The sequence below is a fragment of the Pseudomonas botevensis genome (assembly GCF_019145475.1).
In the GTDB taxonomy this organism is placed as follows: domain Bacteria; phylum Pseudomonadota; class Gammaproteobacteria; order Pseudomonadales; family Pseudomonadaceae; genus Aquipseudomonas; species Aquipseudomonas botevensis.
In genome coordinates, this window is sequence record NZ_JAHTKI010000004.1 from 107201 (window position 1) to 121351 (window position 14151).

Annotated in this window: 13 protein-coding genes; 5 read left to right on the forward strand and 8 right to left on the reverse strand. The window is 60.7% G+C overall.

Going from position 1 to position 14151, the window contains the following annotated elements; translation table 11 throughout:
- Positions 1 to 31: 31 nt before the first annotated feature.
- On the reverse strand, positions 32 to 1231 hold the full coding sequence (locus KVQ74_RS07675) for an efflux RND transporter periplasmic adaptor subunit (RefSeq protein WP_217830483.1): 1200 nt from the start codon (positions 1229 to 1231) through the stop codon (positions 32 to 34).
- Between the two features lie 49 nt (positions 1232 to 1280).
- Positions 1281 to 2558 (reverse strand): TolC family protein, encoded by a 1278-nt coding sequence (locus tag KVQ74_RS07680; RefSeq protein ID WP_217830484.1) that lies wholly within the window; start codon positions 2556 to 2558, stop codon positions 1281 to 1283.
- A 477-nt stretch (positions 2559 to 3035) separates the two neighbouring features.
- Here KVQ74_RS07680 and KVQ74_RS07685 point away from each other — a divergent pair, with 477 nt between their 5' ends.
- The 5 genes from KVQ74_RS07685 to KVQ74_RS07700 all read left to right on the forward strand — a co-directional run bounded on the left by KVQ74_RS07685 (position 3036) and on the right by KVQ74_RS07700 (position 7898).
- On the forward strand, positions 3036 to 3710 hold the full coding sequence (locus KVQ74_RS07685) for a heavy metal response regulator transcription factor (RefSeq protein WP_217830485.1): 675 nt from the start codon (positions 3036 to 3038) through the stop codon (positions 3708 to 3710).
- Positions 3707 to 5101, forward strand: coding sequence for a heavy metal sensor histidine kinase (locus KVQ74_RS07690; protein WP_217830486.1), 1395 nt, complete (start codon positions 3707 to 3709; stop codon positions 5099 to 5101). The genes KVQ74_RS07685 and KVQ74_RS07690 overlap by 4 nt, the downstream gene beginning before the upstream one ends.
- A gap of 438 nt (positions 5102 to 5539) precedes the next feature.
- A complete protein-coding gene (locus KVQ74_RS29380; RefSeq protein ID WP_262150510.1) occupies positions 5540 to 5668 on the forward strand; it encodes a hypothetical protein in 129 nt (42 codons plus the stop codon).
- Positions 5669 to 5718: 50 nt separating this feature from the next.
- Entirely contained in the window at positions 5719 to 6942 is a 1224-nt protein-coding gene (locus KVQ74_RS07695; protein ID WP_217830487.1) for a YcaO-like family protein, read from the forward strand.
- On the forward strand, positions 6939 to 7898 hold the full coding sequence (locus tag KVQ74_RS07700) for a class I SAM-dependent methyltransferase (RefSeq protein ID WP_217830488.1): 960 nt from the start codon (positions 6939 to 6941) through the stop codon (positions 7896 to 7898). Before KVQ74_RS07695 ends, KVQ74_RS07700 begins: the two co-directional genes overlap by 4 nt.
- A 116-nt stretch (positions 7899 to 8014) precedes the next feature.
- On the opposite strand, the gene KVQ74_RS07705 is transcribed toward KVQ74_RS07700, so the two are convergent.
- Genes KVQ74_RS07705 through KVQ74_RS07730 form a run of 6 tightly spaced genes read right to left on the reverse strand, consistent with a single transcriptional unit; the run spans position 8015 to position 13970 of the window.
- Positions 8015 to 9757 (reverse strand): ABC transporter substrate-binding protein, encoded by a 1743-nt coding sequence (locus tag KVQ74_RS07705; RefSeq protein WP_217830489.1) that lies wholly within the window; start codon positions 9755 to 9757, stop codon positions 8015 to 8017.
- 47 nt (positions 9758 to 9804) lie between these two features.
- On the reverse strand, positions 9805 to 10077 hold the full coding sequence (locus KVQ74_RS07710; protein ID WP_056854889.1) for a DUF2160 domain-containing protein: 273 nt from the start codon (positions 10075 to 10077) through the stop codon (positions 9805 to 9807).
- A gap of 10 nt (positions 10078 to 10087) precedes the next feature.
- Complete coding sequence (locus tag KVQ74_RS07715; RefSeq protein ID WP_217830490.1) at positions 10088 to 10888, reverse strand: carbohydrate ABC transporter permease; 801 nt, start codon at positions 10886 to 10888, stop codon at positions 10088 to 10090.
- 9 nt (positions 10889 to 10897) lie between these two features.
- On the reverse strand, positions 10898 to 11764 hold the full coding sequence (locus tag KVQ74_RS07720) for a carbohydrate ABC transporter permease (protein WP_217830491.1): 867 nt from the start codon (positions 11762 to 11764) through the stop codon (positions 10898 to 10900).
- Positions 11761 to 12876 (reverse strand): ABC transporter ATP-binding protein, encoded by a 1116-nt coding sequence (locus KVQ74_RS07725; protein WP_217830492.1) that lies wholly within the window; start codon positions 12874 to 12876, stop codon positions 11761 to 11763. Before KVQ74_RS07725 ends, KVQ74_RS07720 begins: the two co-directional genes overlap by 4 nt.
- Positions 12876 to 13970 (reverse strand): ABC transporter ATP-binding protein, encoded by a 1095-nt coding sequence (locus KVQ74_RS07730; protein WP_217830493.1) that lies wholly within the window; start codon positions 13968 to 13970, stop codon positions 12876 to 12878. Before KVQ74_RS07730 ends, KVQ74_RS07725 begins: the two co-directional genes overlap by 1 nt.
- Between the last annotated feature and the right edge of the window lie 181 nt (positions 13971 to 14151).

The window sequence follows — 14151 nt, forward strand, 5'->3', positions numbered from 1 at the left end:
TCTCGTCGAGAGGCGGATCGGTAGGCGTCTTTTAATGCGCATGTTCGGCCGAGGCCTTGCCCAATTCCGATTTGAGAACGAAGCTGCCGGCCGTGGCGACTTGCACGCCCGCCTCCAGCCCCTGGGTGACTTCCACCTGCCCCGCCGCGCGACTGCCCAGCTCCACCGCCTGCGCCTTGAAGCCGCCCTCGGTGCGCACGAAAACCGTGGGTTTGTCCTCGACGGTCTGGATCGCGGTTTCCGGCACGGCGACCCTGGCCTGGCGGCTGTCAGTGGCAACCAGCGCAGTGACGAACAACCCCGGGCGCCAGGCGCCTTGCGGATTTTCCAGGGTCACGCGCACGGTGGCGGTACGCGTCTGCTCACCGAGCAGACTGCCAACGTAAGCCACGCTGCCGACAACCTCGGCGTTCAGTTCCGGGGCACTGATCGTCACCGGTTTGCCCACCTGCACCCGGGTCAGGTCCTTGGGCGAAACACCGAAGGTCACCCACACCCTGGACAGGTCCGAAAGGGTGAAGGCATTGCTGGTTTCATCGACCACTTCCCCCGGCGTCAGATGCTTCTCCACCACCACGCCGTCGAACGGCGCGCGCAACTCATAGCGATTGCCACCGGTGGCGACCACGCTGCCGCTGAGCACGCTGATTTTCTGCCGGGCATTGCTCAGGGCAATTTCCGCTTCTTCCAGCGCCTGGCGGGCCTGAAGGAAATCCTGCTCGGCGGAAATCTTGTCCTGCCACAGTTTTTTCTCGCGTTCATAAGTGGTTCGCGCCAGAGCCAGACGTCGTTGTGCGGCCGCCTGCTCGCTGCGCTGATCGGAAATCTGCTGGCTGGCGATCACCGCCAGCAACTGGCCCTTCTTCACCGACTGCCCGAGATTGACCGGCACCGACTCGACCACACCGGGCACCCGCGGCACCACATGGGCGGTGCGATCCTCGTCGAAACGCACTTCACCGGGGAACGGCAGACCGAGACTGATGCTCTGCGCCCGCGATTCGGCCAACTGGATACCCGCCACCGCGATCTGTTCGGCGCTCAGGGTCACCTGCCCTTCTTCGGCGTGTTCTTCCTGAGCGGCGCCTTCTTCGGCGTGCTCGGCATGGTCGGCGTGCTCCGCCGCTTCATCGGCGTGGGCGTCGATGGACGAGTCCGCCGTCCACATCGAACCGATGCCAATACCCAACGCCAACGTCGCCACGGCGACAACCATCAATTTTTTATCCATGGGAACTCCTCTGCGCCGAGCCATCGCGCAGTGATTGAAAAAACAGGGTTCAAGGGCGGACGTCGAGGTCGCCGAAAATACGTTCGATGCGCGCCCGCGCGTCGGTCGCCTCGGCAACCGCCTGAATGTATTGGGTGCGCGCGCTGATCAAGGTGCGCTGGGCGTCGAGTACATCGAGGAAGCCGAACTTGCCCATTTCGAAACCACGGGTGGCGCTGTCGACCGCACGTTGCGCGGCGGGCAGGATGGTCCGGTTGAACGCTTCGGCTTCGCCGTTGGCGGTCTGCCATTGCGCCAGGGCGGTCTGGGTTTCCGTGCGCAAACGCAGCTCGGTGGCGTTGCGCAGATCCCGCGCCTGATCGGTACGGCGGGCGGCGGCCAGTACATTGCCCTGATTGCGGTTGAACAACGGAATCGGCATCGACAGCCCGACCACATTGACCCGCTCGCGCTCGGTTTCGCTGTACTGGCTGCCGACGCTCACGGTGAGATCGGGAATCCGCTGCGCCTTCTCTAGGCCCAGCGAAGCTTCACGCTGGTCGATCTGCAGCTTCGCCAGACGCAGCTCGGCGGTGTCATTCAACCGCTCAAGCAAACGGCTCGAAGGCGGCACCGCCGGCAAACCTTGCGCGGCGCTTTGCACATTGACCGAGGTCGACAGCGGCGCCCCCATGACCTGTGCCAGTTGCTGATAGGCATTGGCCTGATCACGCTCGGCCCGGCTCAGCTCCAGACGCACCTCCGAAAGCTGCACTTGCGCACGTGTGCCTTCCACCGGCGACGACTTGCCCGCCTCGATACGCCCCTGCGCCACCCGCAGGCCCTGTTCGGCCAGGGCCTGCGACTGGCGTGACAACAGCAACCGTTGCTGCGCCGTTTGGGCGCCGGAGAACGCCTGGATCACGTCCGCGCGCAAGGCATTGCGCTTGCGCTCCAGTTCGATCGCGGCGGCATCCTGTCCGCGACTGGCGACCTCAATCCGCGCTCCGCGCTTGCCACCCAGCTCGATCGGCTGGCTGAGCGTCAGCGTGGTGGTGCGTGAATCGCGCCGGGTGTCTTCCGCCTCCCACGACACCTCGGGGTTGGGCATCAGACCGGCCTGTTTTCGCTCCCCCTCGGCAATGCCGATTTCCCACTGCGCGGCCGCGAGTTCGGGGTTGCCGGCAAACGCCGTTTGCAGCGCCTGTTCGAGGCTCAATGTCGCCACCGAGGTTGGCGGGGCGGCGGCAAAAGCAGAACCGGTGCACCACAAAAGCCCCGTGGTGCTCAGCATCCACAGTGTGTTTTTCAGGCGTGATCGTGCCGTCAGTTCTCTTGGACCGGGCAATTGAATACTTCCTTTTTAAATCAAGAAATGTCGATTGCGCCACGGTAGGGTTTTGAACTTATCGACAAGGTGACTGGAACATTACAAATCCGTTATCCACGGTTACAGCAAGTTGTTTTGCTCTAGCATTCGAAGTGCTCGAGCAATTTCAGCAATACATCGAAACAAATACTCGGGATTATCTGCCGAACAGCACTTGCCCCAACCGAGCTGCCGTGAAGTTGAAAATCATACGCATGATTTTCTGCGACAGGCTGTCGCAGAAAGCCAGTTTAGAGCCGCTCATTTCGAGTATTCGTTTGACTCTGTAGCCACTACAGCCTTTACCGTGCATGTCACCCAAGTGAAGAACCTGCATGATCCGGCAACTTTAAAATCGCTTGCCAGTTATTGAATAACCTCCGGAAGACCTTACAAAACCAACAACTTTTCCGCCCCTCTTAATTACGTAACTATTAAATAAAGTGGTGATAAATCATGCGAATCCTTGTCGTCGAGGACGAGCTTAAAACTGCCGAATACTTGCATCAGGGATTGACGGAAAGTGGTTATATCGTTGACCGCGCGGCAACCGGTGCCGATGGCCTGCATCTGGCCCGCCAGCAGGTCTACGACCTGATCATCCTCGACGTGAACCTGCCGGAACTGGATGGCTGGGCCGTGCTGGAACAGTTGCGCCGTACCCACTCGACCCGGGTCATGATGCTCACCGCACGCGGGCGTCTGGCCGACAAGATCCGTGGTCTGGATCTGGGCGCCGACGATTATCTGGTCAAGCCGTTCGAGTTTCCGGAACTGCTGGCGCGGGTGCGCACACTGATGCGCCGCAGCGAAAACATACCGGTGCCGCAGGTGCTCAAGGTCGCCGATCTGGAGCTCGATCCGGGGCGGCACCGGGCGTTTCGCGGCGAGCAACGCATCGACCTGACCACCAAGGAATTCGCCCTGCTGCACCTGCTGATGCGCCAGTCCGGCGAGGTGCTGACCCGCACCCAGATCATCTCGCTGGTATGGGACATGAACTTCGACTGCGACACCAACGTGGTCGAAGTCTCGATCCGGCGTCTGCGGGCCAAGATCGACGACCCGTTCGAACACAAACTGATCCACACCCTGCGCGGCGTCGGTTATGTGCTGGAGGCACGGGAATGAAGCCGGCCAGCCTGTCCCTGCGCCTGGGTCTGACGGTGAGCATTCTCGGCGCGCTGCTGGTGGTGTTCGTGGCGATCCTCGCTTATTTCGCCCTGACTCATGAGCTGAACGCACTCTCCAGAGACAGCCTTGAGAAAAAGATCGAGCAGGTCGAACACAGCCTGAAGCTGTACGCCGATGCCAGTGAAATCCGCACCAAACCGCACATTCTGCTCGATCAGGTCATGGGCCACGACAACCTCACGCTGACCATTTACGACCAGGACAATTTGCGCACGCCGCTGCTCAAGTCCGGCACGGGCATGAGTGACCCGCGTCTGGAACTGAAAGCCATACGGGCGACCACCGAACAACTGGCCTACACCAGCAATACCGACACCGAGGGCACGAAATTCCTCACCGCGTCGAGGCTGATCCGCCTCAAGGACGGGACCCGCGTGCCGGTGCTGCTGTCGACCGACAATGCCCACGATCAGGCGCTGCTCAGCGCCTATTTGCGCTCGACCCTGCTGGCGCTGCCGTTGCTGCTGATTTTCATCGGCCTCAGTGCCTGGGGCGCCGTGCAGCGAGGGCTGGCGCCGCTGCGCGAATTCCGCAAAGTTGCAGCGCGGGTCACCACCCAGGACCTCGACCATCGCCTGTCAGCGGTGAACATGCCTCAGGAACTCAGCGAACTGGCGCTGGGCATCAACGTCATGCTGCATCGCCTGGATGCGGGGGTGCAGCAACTGTCGCAGTTCTCCGACGACCTGGCCCATGAACTGCGCACGCCGATCAACAACCTGATGGGCAAGGCGCAGGTGACGCTGTCCCGGGAGCGCACGACCGAGGAATACAAAAACGTACTGGTGTCGTGCATCGAAGAGCTTGAGCGGGTCGCGCGGATCGTCTCGGACATGCTGTTTCTGGCCCAGGCCAGCCACCCGACGGCCCATGCGCCTTTCGAGTCGATTACCCTGGAAGATGAAGTATTGAAAGTGGTCGAGCTGTTCGCCCTGTCGGCACAGGACAAGCAGATCCGTCTGAGTGTGGTCGGCAGTGCGCAGGTGTCCGGGGATCGTCTGATGATCCAGCGGGCGATCTCGAACCTGCTGTCCAATGCCCTGCGCCACTGTCCGCCGGGGAATACGGTGTCGCTGATAATCGAATCCGGAGCCACCCAGGTTTCACTGTTTGTCAGCAATCCCGGCGTCGGTATCGAGGCGCAGCACCTGCCACATCTGTTCGACCGCTTCTACCGGGTCGACAGCAGCCGTACCCGTTCGCAAGGCAGCACCGGGCTGGGGCTGGCCATCGTCCGTTCGATCATGAGCCTGCACAAAGGTGTCGCGCAGGTTGAAAGTCAGCCGGGCGAGATGACCGTGTTCAGACTGGCGTTCCCTAAAACCTGAAAACACGGCGTAGCGAGTGCTTGATCATTATAGGAAAAGTCACCGCGCAATGGCTCCGATGGAGAGTGAACAAGTCCATCGGTGCGATTGTGCGGCAACCTTCTGCTGAAATATCTGACGCGCCGGGGAAACAAAACCCGGCCTGCGGTTAATCGTTCCGCTCCAGCGAGTGGCGATCGGGCCGCATCCCGGCTGATACCTCTGCTCTTCATCACTCCCCTGAAAAGCGCTTTTCATGGGGTGTTCAGCCTGATCGCGAGCAAGCGCACCCGGCTGTTCGAGATCGTCAATTCACGGTTTGCCAGTACGTATTTCGACACAGGCAAAAGCCGCGTGCGGAAACCTCCGGACACTTTTGACCCCGACGACGCAGCGCTTTTAGATTCGGCTCGTGCTGAAAACGGCGCACACCAACAACCATCTAGAAGGAACGCACCAATGGGATACATGGGTAGCTGGAACGGTAACCACCTCGATGACCTCGACGAACAGGAAATCCCCTCGTCCGAGCAGATCGAAGCGCTGCAACTGAGTGAGGAAGAGCTGGCGGAACTGACCGTCGAGTGACAAGCACAACGGGGGCCTCGCGCCCCCGTTGGCTTTACAGGAAGGGACTCATGGACAAGACAAGGATCGCCGAGCGCGAGCTGACGGCACATCAGGCGGAGCAACGGATTCGCGCCGAGCTTTCGCGCCTCGGTCTGACGGCGACGACCCGCACACTCGGCAGCAAGGTACTAGCCGTGCAAGCCAGCCTTCACGGCAGCGACAATCGACTGGCCCGTGGTGCCGGCAAAGGCTATGCGGGTCAGGCACGTTTGGGCGCACTTTACGAAGCACTCGAACACTATTGGACAGACTCGTTGTGTACGCGCGATATCCACTACGAGGCGGCACACTATTTCACCGACACGCCGATGTTTGCCGACGACTCGCTGCTGCAACGGATGACCGCCCAGCCCGACGCACGCATCGCTTGTCGAACCTACATCTGCCCGCTGTGGCACGACATCTTTTCCTATCCGGTGGCATTGATCGCACCGAACTGTTCACCTCCGCGCCTGCCACAGGACACCGTGGACTATCGCGCCGTGCAGCGTTACGCGAGCAACAGCGGCACCGCCATTGGCGCCAGTTACCAAGAAGCGCTGCTGCATGGGGCCAACGAGTGCATCGAGCGCGATGCCGTGTCGCTGTTTCTGCTCAGGCATTTTTACTACGAACACCACCCGCCCCTGCGACGGGTCGCGCGCCCGCATGAGGATGACAGCCTGGGGCGATTGTGGACCGACGCCGAGAAGGAAATCGGCAGCGAAATCGTGCTGGTGGAAATCAGCAGCGAATTCCTGGCACGCACCTTTCTGGCGTTCTCGGCAGCCTCTGGCGCTCATCCAAGGGTGTTCGGCAGCGGTTGCTCCCTTGACGCACGCCATGCTGCATGGCGTGCGCTCAGCGAACTGGTGCAATTGCGGCTCGCTGCCGCAGAGCCGGAATATCGGCAAACCCTGGACAACGCCCTGCGCCACCTGCAGCCATTCCCGCGCCTGCTGCGTTGTGCCCGGTTCGATCCGCGAGTCTTGCTGGATCGGTGCCCGCAACATGAGGTGAGACTGCCCGATAGCAGCGAAGACTTGCCGGTGGAGGAGCAGGTCTATCGTCTGCTGCAAGACGTGCGGAGTCACGGTCGTACAGTGGGGGCGACGATCCTGGAACGAACCCGACTCGGTACAACCCTGCTGAACGTGGTGATCCCCGGACTGGAACGCTTCTTCGTGGTCTCTGGCGGTAACGTGGTCATCCCGCAGACCCGTGGTCGCCGCCTGCAGAGGAGCGTCGCATGAGCCAGCCGTTCATGGAAATCGACCACCTCCGGGAACTGACGCTGGCCCGTGACCTGTCTCCCCACATCCTTACGGCCGGGGCTTTCGGCTACTTTGTCGAACCACCGGGCAATGGTCTTCATCACCTGTTTTTTCTGTGCATGGATGGGCGCACCTGGGTTGGCCGCAAAGTCCTGCAACTGGATCGACACCAGCGCTGGCAAGCGAGCAGCGTGCTCAAACCCACAATGCTGCTGGGGCCGCATGTTCAATCGCAGTGGAGTAACGAAGGCCTGTCGATCTGCTTTCGCCCTGTTTCGCCCGAGGCAAAAGCAGCGTTCTTCGCAAGCGCGCTGGCAGGGCCTGACAGTGAAATCCAGTTTCCCTTTCCGTTGCTGGACGCCGATGGCCAGGAAGCCGTTTGCCCGCCCCGGTTCTGGCACTGCCATGACGGCCTCGCGGTGCAACTGGATGCGCAAGAACAGCACTTGCGCGAGCATTGCGCCGGGTTGTTGCAGACAACTGTCGCAGCCGGCGCATTGATTTATGACCCGGCCTGCTCGACGGGCAGGTTCATCGCTCATCTGGCCCACTCACTGCCCGACTGCCGCTTTCTGGGCACGGACCGCTCGGCTTCGATGATCGAACATGCCAAGCACTGGCATGCAGCAACCCCAGTCGAGTTTCGTCTGCTCGATGCCGGCGATGCCTACACCAGCGGTGTTCGTTGCGATGTGCTGATACTGCGTTTTCTGAATGCCGAGGTGCTGACACGGCAGCAGGCCCACACAATCTTTGAATCCCTGATCGGTTGTGTCGAACCGGGCGGGACGGTACTTGTGTTTGGTCACTCCCCGGTGTTGCTAGCCGTCAACTGGCTGGCGGCCCGGCTCGGCCTGCGACTGGAATCCAGCGTCGCGGCGCGACCGGGGCAGACTGAGTTGTTTCAGTTTTATCGGCTGAGGATGGCAAGGTAATGCGGCGCTTGTCGTTCAGCAGAAGTTTATTAAAAGACTGGCTCGCGAAGGGGCCGGCCAAGACAGGCACAAAAAAACGGCACCTCACGGTGCCGTTTATCATCCCCAATCAACGCTTACTTGCGCGCCGCCTCCCACGACTTGAGCAGTTCGTTGTAGCTCACGGTCTCGCCTTTCGGCTTCTCGTTGGCCAGTTTCGGTTTTGGCGCGCCCGGTTGGTCGAACCAGTATTGCGCATCGCGTTCCGGGTTCATTTTCGGTGCGCAAACGGCCTGGGCCTTGGAGCGCTCGAGACGGGTCATGATCGCGTCCTGATCCTTGGCCAGGCCATCGAGGGCCTGCTGCGGAGTCTTCTCGCCGCTGGCCGCCTCGGCGATGTGGCTCCACCACAGCTGCGCCAGACGTGGATAGTCCGGCACGTTGGTGCCGGTCGGCGTCCACTGCACGCGGGCCGGGCTGCGGTAGAACTCGACCAGCCCGCCGAGTTTCGGTGCCAGGTCGGTCATGGCTTGCGAGTTGATGTCCGACTCGCGAATCGGCGTCAGGCCGACGATGGTTTTCTTCAGCGACACGGTTTTCGAGGTCACGAACTGCGCATACAGCCAGGCCGCAAGTTTCTGTTTCTCAGGCGTCGACTTCATGAACGTCCACGAACCCACGTCCTGATAACCGAGCTTCATCCCCTCTTCCCAGTACGGGCCACGCGGCGACGGCGCCATCCGCCATTTCGGCGTGCCGTCGGCATTGACCACCGGCAGCCCCGGTTTGGTCATGTCGGCGGTGAACGCGGTGTACCAGAATATCTGCTGGGCGATATTGCCCTGGGACGGTACCGGACCGGATTCGGAGAAGGTCATGCCCGCCGCTTCCGGTGGCGCATAGGCCTTGAGCCAGTCGACGTATTTCTGTGTGGCGAAGACTGCCGCCGGACCGTTGGTGTCGCCACCACGGGTCACGCTGGAGCCGACCGGGTGACAGTCCTCGACGCGAATGCCCCACTCGTCCACCGGCAAGCCGTTGGGCAAGCCTTTGTCACCGCCACCGGCCATGGAGAACCAGGCATCGGTGAAGCGCCAGCCCAGGGACGGGTCTTTCTTGCCGTAGTCCATGTGCCCGTAGACACGCTTGCCGTCGATTTCCTTGACGTCTTCGCTGAAGAACTTGGCGATGTCTTCATAGGCCGACCAGTTCACCGGGACGCCCAGATCATAGCCATACTTTTCCTTGAACTTGGCTTTCAGGTCGGCACGCTCGAACCAGTCGGCGCGGAACCAGTACAGGTTGGCGAACTGCTGGTCGGGCAACTGGTAGATCTTGCCGTCCGGCGCGGTGGTGAACGAGATGCCGATGAAGTCCTTGATGTCGAGGGTCGGCGAGGTGAAGTTCTTGCCTTCGTTGGCCATCAGGTCGGTGATCGACTCGGTCTTGCCGTAGCGAAAGTGCGTACCGATCAAGTCGGAGTCGTTGACCCAGCCGTCATAGATGTTCTTGTCCGACTGCATCACCGTCTGCATTTTTTCCACCACGTCGCCTTCCTGCAGCAGGTCGTGGGTGAGCTTGATTCCGGTGATTTCGGTGAAGGCCTTGGCCAGCACTTTCGACTCGTATTCGTGAGTGGTCAGGGTCTCGGAAACGACCTTGATTTCCATGCCGCGAAACGGTTCGGCGGCCTTAATGAACCACTTCAATTCTTCGAGCTGCTGATCGGCCGTCAGGGTCGACGGTTTGAATTCACTGCCGATCCATTTTTTTGCGGCGTCTTCGTAGGCATCAGCCCAGGCGGACGCGCTCAAACCGCTGAGTGCCAGCATGGCTGCCAATGAAATGCTATGTCGCAGCTTATTTTTCTTATCGAACATAGAGACCTCCTGTTAGGTTTTCGGAGCAAGATTGCCGAGCGATTCGACTAGCCCCAACGCATCACAGCCAACAGCCACACCAGGGACAACGCGAACGCAACCCAGATGCTCCAGTCGGTGACGCCGATTACCAGCAAATGCAGGTAGGCGCTGCCGAGAAGACCGATAAACAAGCGATCGCCACGGGTGGTGGCAATCGGAAGAAAACCTCGCCGCAACACGCTCGGCGAACGCAGTTCCCAGGTGGTCATGCCCACCAGGATCAAACCGATGACACCAAAAAACGCGGCCGTGGGGACGGTCCAGCTCATCCATTCCATCATCAGTTCCTCATACCCGGCCCAGGGCAAAGCCCTTGGCCACATGGTTGCGAACAAACCAGATCACCAGCATGCCCGGCAGGATGGTCAACACCCCCGCCGCCGCCAGTACGCCCCAGTCGATGCCGGAGGCCGACACCGTGCGGGTCATCACCGCCGCGATCGGCTTGGCATTGACCGAGGTCAGCGTGCGCGCCAGCAACAGTTCGACCCAGGAAAACATGAAGCAGAAGAACGCCGTCACACCGATGCCGGAGCCGATCAGCGGGATGAAAATCTTCACGAAGAACTTGGGAAAACTGTAGCCGTCGATGTAGGCGGTTTCGTCGATTTCCTTGGGTACGCCGGACATGAAGCCTTCAAGAATCCACACCGCCAGCGGCACGTTGAACAGACAGTGCGCCAACGCCACCGCGATGTGCGTGTCGAACAGGCCGATCGACGAATACAACTGGAAGAACGGCAGCAGGAACACCGCCGGTGGTGCCATGCGGTTGGTCAGCAGCCAGAAGAACAGGTGCTTGTCACCGAGAAAGCGATAGCGCGAAAAGGCGTAGGCCGCCGGCAACGCCACGCTCAGGGAAATCACCGTGTTCAGGCTGACGTAGTACAGCGAGTTGAGATAACCGGTGTACCAGCTCGGATCGGTGAAGATCACCTTGTAGTTTTTCAAGGTGAAGTCCTGGGGAAACAGCGTCAGCCCGCCGAGGATTTCGGTGTTGCTCTTGAAGGACATGTTCAGCAGCCAGTAGATCGGCACCAGCAGGAACAGGATGTAGACCAGCAGCAGAATCAGCTTTTTCTTGTTCATGGCCGGGCCTCAGCGATTGGCATCGTTGTGGGTCATGGCGGTATAGAACAGCCACGACACCAGCAGGATGATCAGGAAGTACACCAGCGAGAATGCCGCCGCCGGTCCCAGGTCGAATTGGCCTACGGCCATCTGGGTCAGGGTCTGACTCAGGAAGGTCGTGGAGTTGCCCGGCCCGCCGCCGGTGAGCACGAACGGCTCGGTGTAGATCATGAAGCTGTCCATGAAGCGCAGCATCACCGCGATCAGCAACACGCTCTTGAGCTTGGGCAACTGAATGTGGCGGAACACCGCCCAGTTCGAGGCCCGGTCGATCCGCGCCGCCTGGTAATACACATCGGGAATCGCCCGCAGCCCGGAGAAACACAGCAGCGCCACCAGCGAGGTCCAGTGCCACACGTCCATCACCAGCACCGTGACCCAGGCGTCCATGGTGTTGGCCGCGTAGTTGTAGCTGATGCCCAGGGCATTGAGGCTCGAACCGAGCAGCCCGATGTCGGCGCGGCCGAAGATCTGCCAGATGGTGCCGACCACGTTCCACGGAATCAGCAGCGGAATCGCCAGGACGATCAGCACCACCGACGACCAGCGGCCCTTGGTTGGCATGGTCAGGGCAATGGCGATGCCCAGCGGGATTTCGATCAGCAGCACACACGCCGAGTAGATGAACTGGCGCAGCAACGAGTCGTGCAGACGCGGATCGAGCAGCACCTGCTTGTACCAGTCGGCACCGACGAAGTAGCGGCTGGACTGGTCGAAGATGTCCTGCACCGAATAGTTGACCACGGTCATCATCGGGATCACCGCACTGAACGCCACCAGCAGGAACACCGGCAACACCAGCCACCAGGCCTTGTTGTTCTGCACCTTGTTCATGGCCGCTCCTCAGGGTCGGTGGTGGTATCGAGCAGGAACTCATCGGCATAGACCATCAGCCACTGCGCCGGAAAACTGATGTACGCCGTGCCCTGGGGCACCGGTTTGTCTTCGGCCAGACGCACTTTCAGCACCGCGCCGTCGAGATCCAGGGTCATGATCTTGTAGGTGCCGAGGTCTTCGACATGAACGACCCGCGCGCGCAGGGCGTCATCGAGGGGTTCATCCCACACATGGATGAACTCGGGGCGGATGCCGACCTTCAGATTTTTCCACTGGCCGTGTTCGATATGGCGCTGCAAGGCGTCGGACAACGGCAAATGGGTCGAGGCGAAACCCACCCCGCCCGGTTGCGGCACCACGTCGATCAGGTTCATGCCGGGGCTGCCGATGAAGTAGCCGACGAAGGTGTGGCTCGGCCGCTCGAACAACTCCCGTGGCGTGCCGAACTGAACGATCTGGCCGCCGTACATCACCGCGATCTTGTCGGCGAAGGTCGAGGCTTCCAGTTGATCGTGGGTGACGTAGACCATGGTGATGTTGAACTGCTCGTGGATTTGCTTGAGCTTGCGCCGCAGCTTCCACTTCAGGTGCGGGTCGATCACCGTCAGCGGTTCGTCGAAGAGAATCGCCGAGACGTCGTCGCGCACCAGGCCACGGCCCATGGAGACTTTCTGTTTTTCGTCGGCGGTGAGGTTGCGCGCCTTCTTGCTCAGCAGATTCTGCAGGTCGAGGACTTCGGCGATTTCCTGCACCTTGCTGTGGACCTTCGCCTCGGCCATGCCCTGATTGCGCAGGGGGAAGGCCAGGTTGTCGAACACGGTCATGGTGTCGTAGACCACCGGAAACTGGAAAACCTGGGCGATGTTGCGCTGCTCCGGCGACAGGTCGTTGACCGCTTTGCCGTCGAACAGCACATGGCCCTGGGACGGGCTGAGCAGGCCGGAAATGATGTTGAGCAAGGTCGACTTGCCACAACCCGACGGCCCGAGCAGCGCGAAAGCGCCGCCCTGCTCCCAGATGTGATCCATTTCGCGGATCGCGTAATCCTCAGGCCCGCTCGGGGTACTGGTATAGCTGTGGGCGAGGTGCTGCAAACGGATTTCGGCCATCAGGCAACCCTCGCGATACGCCGGCCCGGTGCCTGCACCAGACGGCCCTGCGCATCGAACACAAACAGTTTATGGGTCGGGATGTAAATGCGGATCGGCGCATCGACGTCGTATTCGTGAACACCGGGCAAATGCAGCACCAGCAGGAAATGCTCGTTGCGCACATGCAGGAAGGTTTCCGAACCGCTGATCTCCGCCACTTCGACGGTCACCGCCAGTTCCAGGTCGTCGTCGTTGCTCGGCACCAGCGAGATGTGGCTCGGGCGCACGCCGAAACGGAACTCGCCCTCGCCCACCGGACGCAGGTCGACGTTCAGCGGAAAGTGTACGAAGTTGGCGAAACTCACTTCGTTGCCGGCAATCCGCCCGGGCATCAGGTTGATTGGCGGCTCGGAGAACAGCTCTGCCGCCAGCACCGTTTGCGGCTGGTTGTAGACCTCAGTCGAAACACCGCTCTGGATCACCCGGCCTTCGTGGAGGATGGTCGTGGTGCCGCCCAGCGCCAGGGCTTCATTGGGCTCGGTGGTGGCGTAGATGGCGATGGTGTGGCGCGCCTTGAACAGCTCGCGCATTTCCTGGCGCAGCTCTTCGCGCAGCTTGTAGTCGAGGTTGACCAGTGGCTCGTCGAACAGGATCAGTTCGGCATCCTTGACCAGCGCCCGGGCCATGGCGGTGCGCTGCTGCTGGCCGCCGGACAGTTCCAGCGGGTAGCGCTTCAAGAACTTCTCGATGCGCAGCATCTTCGCGGTTTCCAGCACCTTGCTCTGGATCTGCTCGTTGGAGATCCCGGCCTGACGCAGTGGCGAGGCGATGTTCTCGAACACCGTCATGGTCGGGTAATTGATGAACTGCTGATAGACCATCGACACGTTGCGCAAACGTACCGGGCGTTGGGTGACATCGACGCCGTTCATCAGGACGCGGCCGCTGTCGGGCTTGTCCAGACCGGCCATCAGGCGCATCAGACTGGTTTTGCCGGACAGCGTGCGCCCGAGCAAAACGTTGAAGGATCCGGGTTCGAATTTCAGGCACGCATCGTCGATCCAGGTCTGGCCCTCGACGGTACGGCTGACGTGCTCCAGGGTGAGTGACATGGCTCGGCCTTTTTATTATTGGAGTCAAGCAACGTGTTCAGCAGAGCGACATTCGTGCCAGAAATCCCAAGCCGTTGATTTGTCGTGAAAAGCGCTGAAAACGCGGTGAATGCACCTTCATTGCTGAACACAATTGAACAGTTCAACGATTGACAATGAACAATAGTGAACAACACTCTAG

What these genes read in the sequence shown, in the direction of transcription:
- KVQ74_RS07720 (WP_217830491.1), bottom strand. Translation starts at nt 11,764, where the DNA reads ATGAACAAGGTGCAGAACAACAAGGCCTGGTGGCTGGTGTTGCCGGTG.
- KVQ74_RS07690 (WP_217830486.1), top strand. Translation starts at nt 3,707, where the DNA reads ATGAAGCCGGCCAGCCTGTCCCTGCGCCTGGGTCTGACGGTGAGCATT.
- KVQ74_RS07730 (WP_217830493.1), bottom strand. Translation starts at nt 13,970, where the DNA reads ATGTCACTCACCCTGGAGCACGTCAGCCGTACCGTCGAGGGCCAGACC.
- KVQ74_RS07675 (WP_217830483.1), bottom strand. Translation starts at nt 1,231, where the DNA reads ATGGATAAAAAATTGATGGTTGTCGCCGTGGCGACGTTGGCGTTGGGT.
- KVQ74_RS07725 (WP_217830492.1), bottom strand. Translation starts at nt 12,876, where the DNA reads ATGGCCGAAATCCGTTTGCAGCACCTCGCCCACAGCTATACCAGTACC.
- KVQ74_RS07710 (WP_056854889.1), bottom strand. Translation starts at nt 10,077, where the DNA reads ATGGAATGGATGAGCTGGACCGTCCCCACGGCCGCGTTTTTTGGTGTC.
- KVQ74_RS07715 (WP_217830490.1), bottom strand. Translation starts at nt 10,888, where the DNA reads ATGAACAAGAAAAAGCTGATTCTGCTGCTGGTCTACATCCTGTTCCTG.
- KVQ74_RS07700 (WP_217830488.1), top strand. Translation starts at nt 6,939, where the DNA reads ATGAGCCAGCCGTTCATGGAAATCGACCACCTCCGGGAACTGACGCTG.
- KVQ74_RS07685 (WP_217830485.1), top strand. Translation starts at nt 3,036, where the DNA reads ATGCGAATCCTTGTCGTCGAGGACGAGCTTAAAACTGCCGAATACTTG.
- KVQ74_RS29380 (WP_262150510.1), top strand. Translation starts at nt 5,540, where the DNA reads ATGGGATACATGGGTAGCTGGAACGGTAACCACCTCGATGACCTCGAC.
- KVQ74_RS07705 (WP_217830489.1), bottom strand. Translation starts at nt 9,757, where the DNA reads ATGTTCGATAAGAAAAATAAGCTGCGACATAGCATTTCATTGGCAGCC.
- KVQ74_RS07695 (WP_217830487.1), top strand. Translation starts at nt 5,719, where the DNA reads ATGGACAAGACAAGGATCGCCGAGCGCGAGCTGACGGCACATCAGGCG.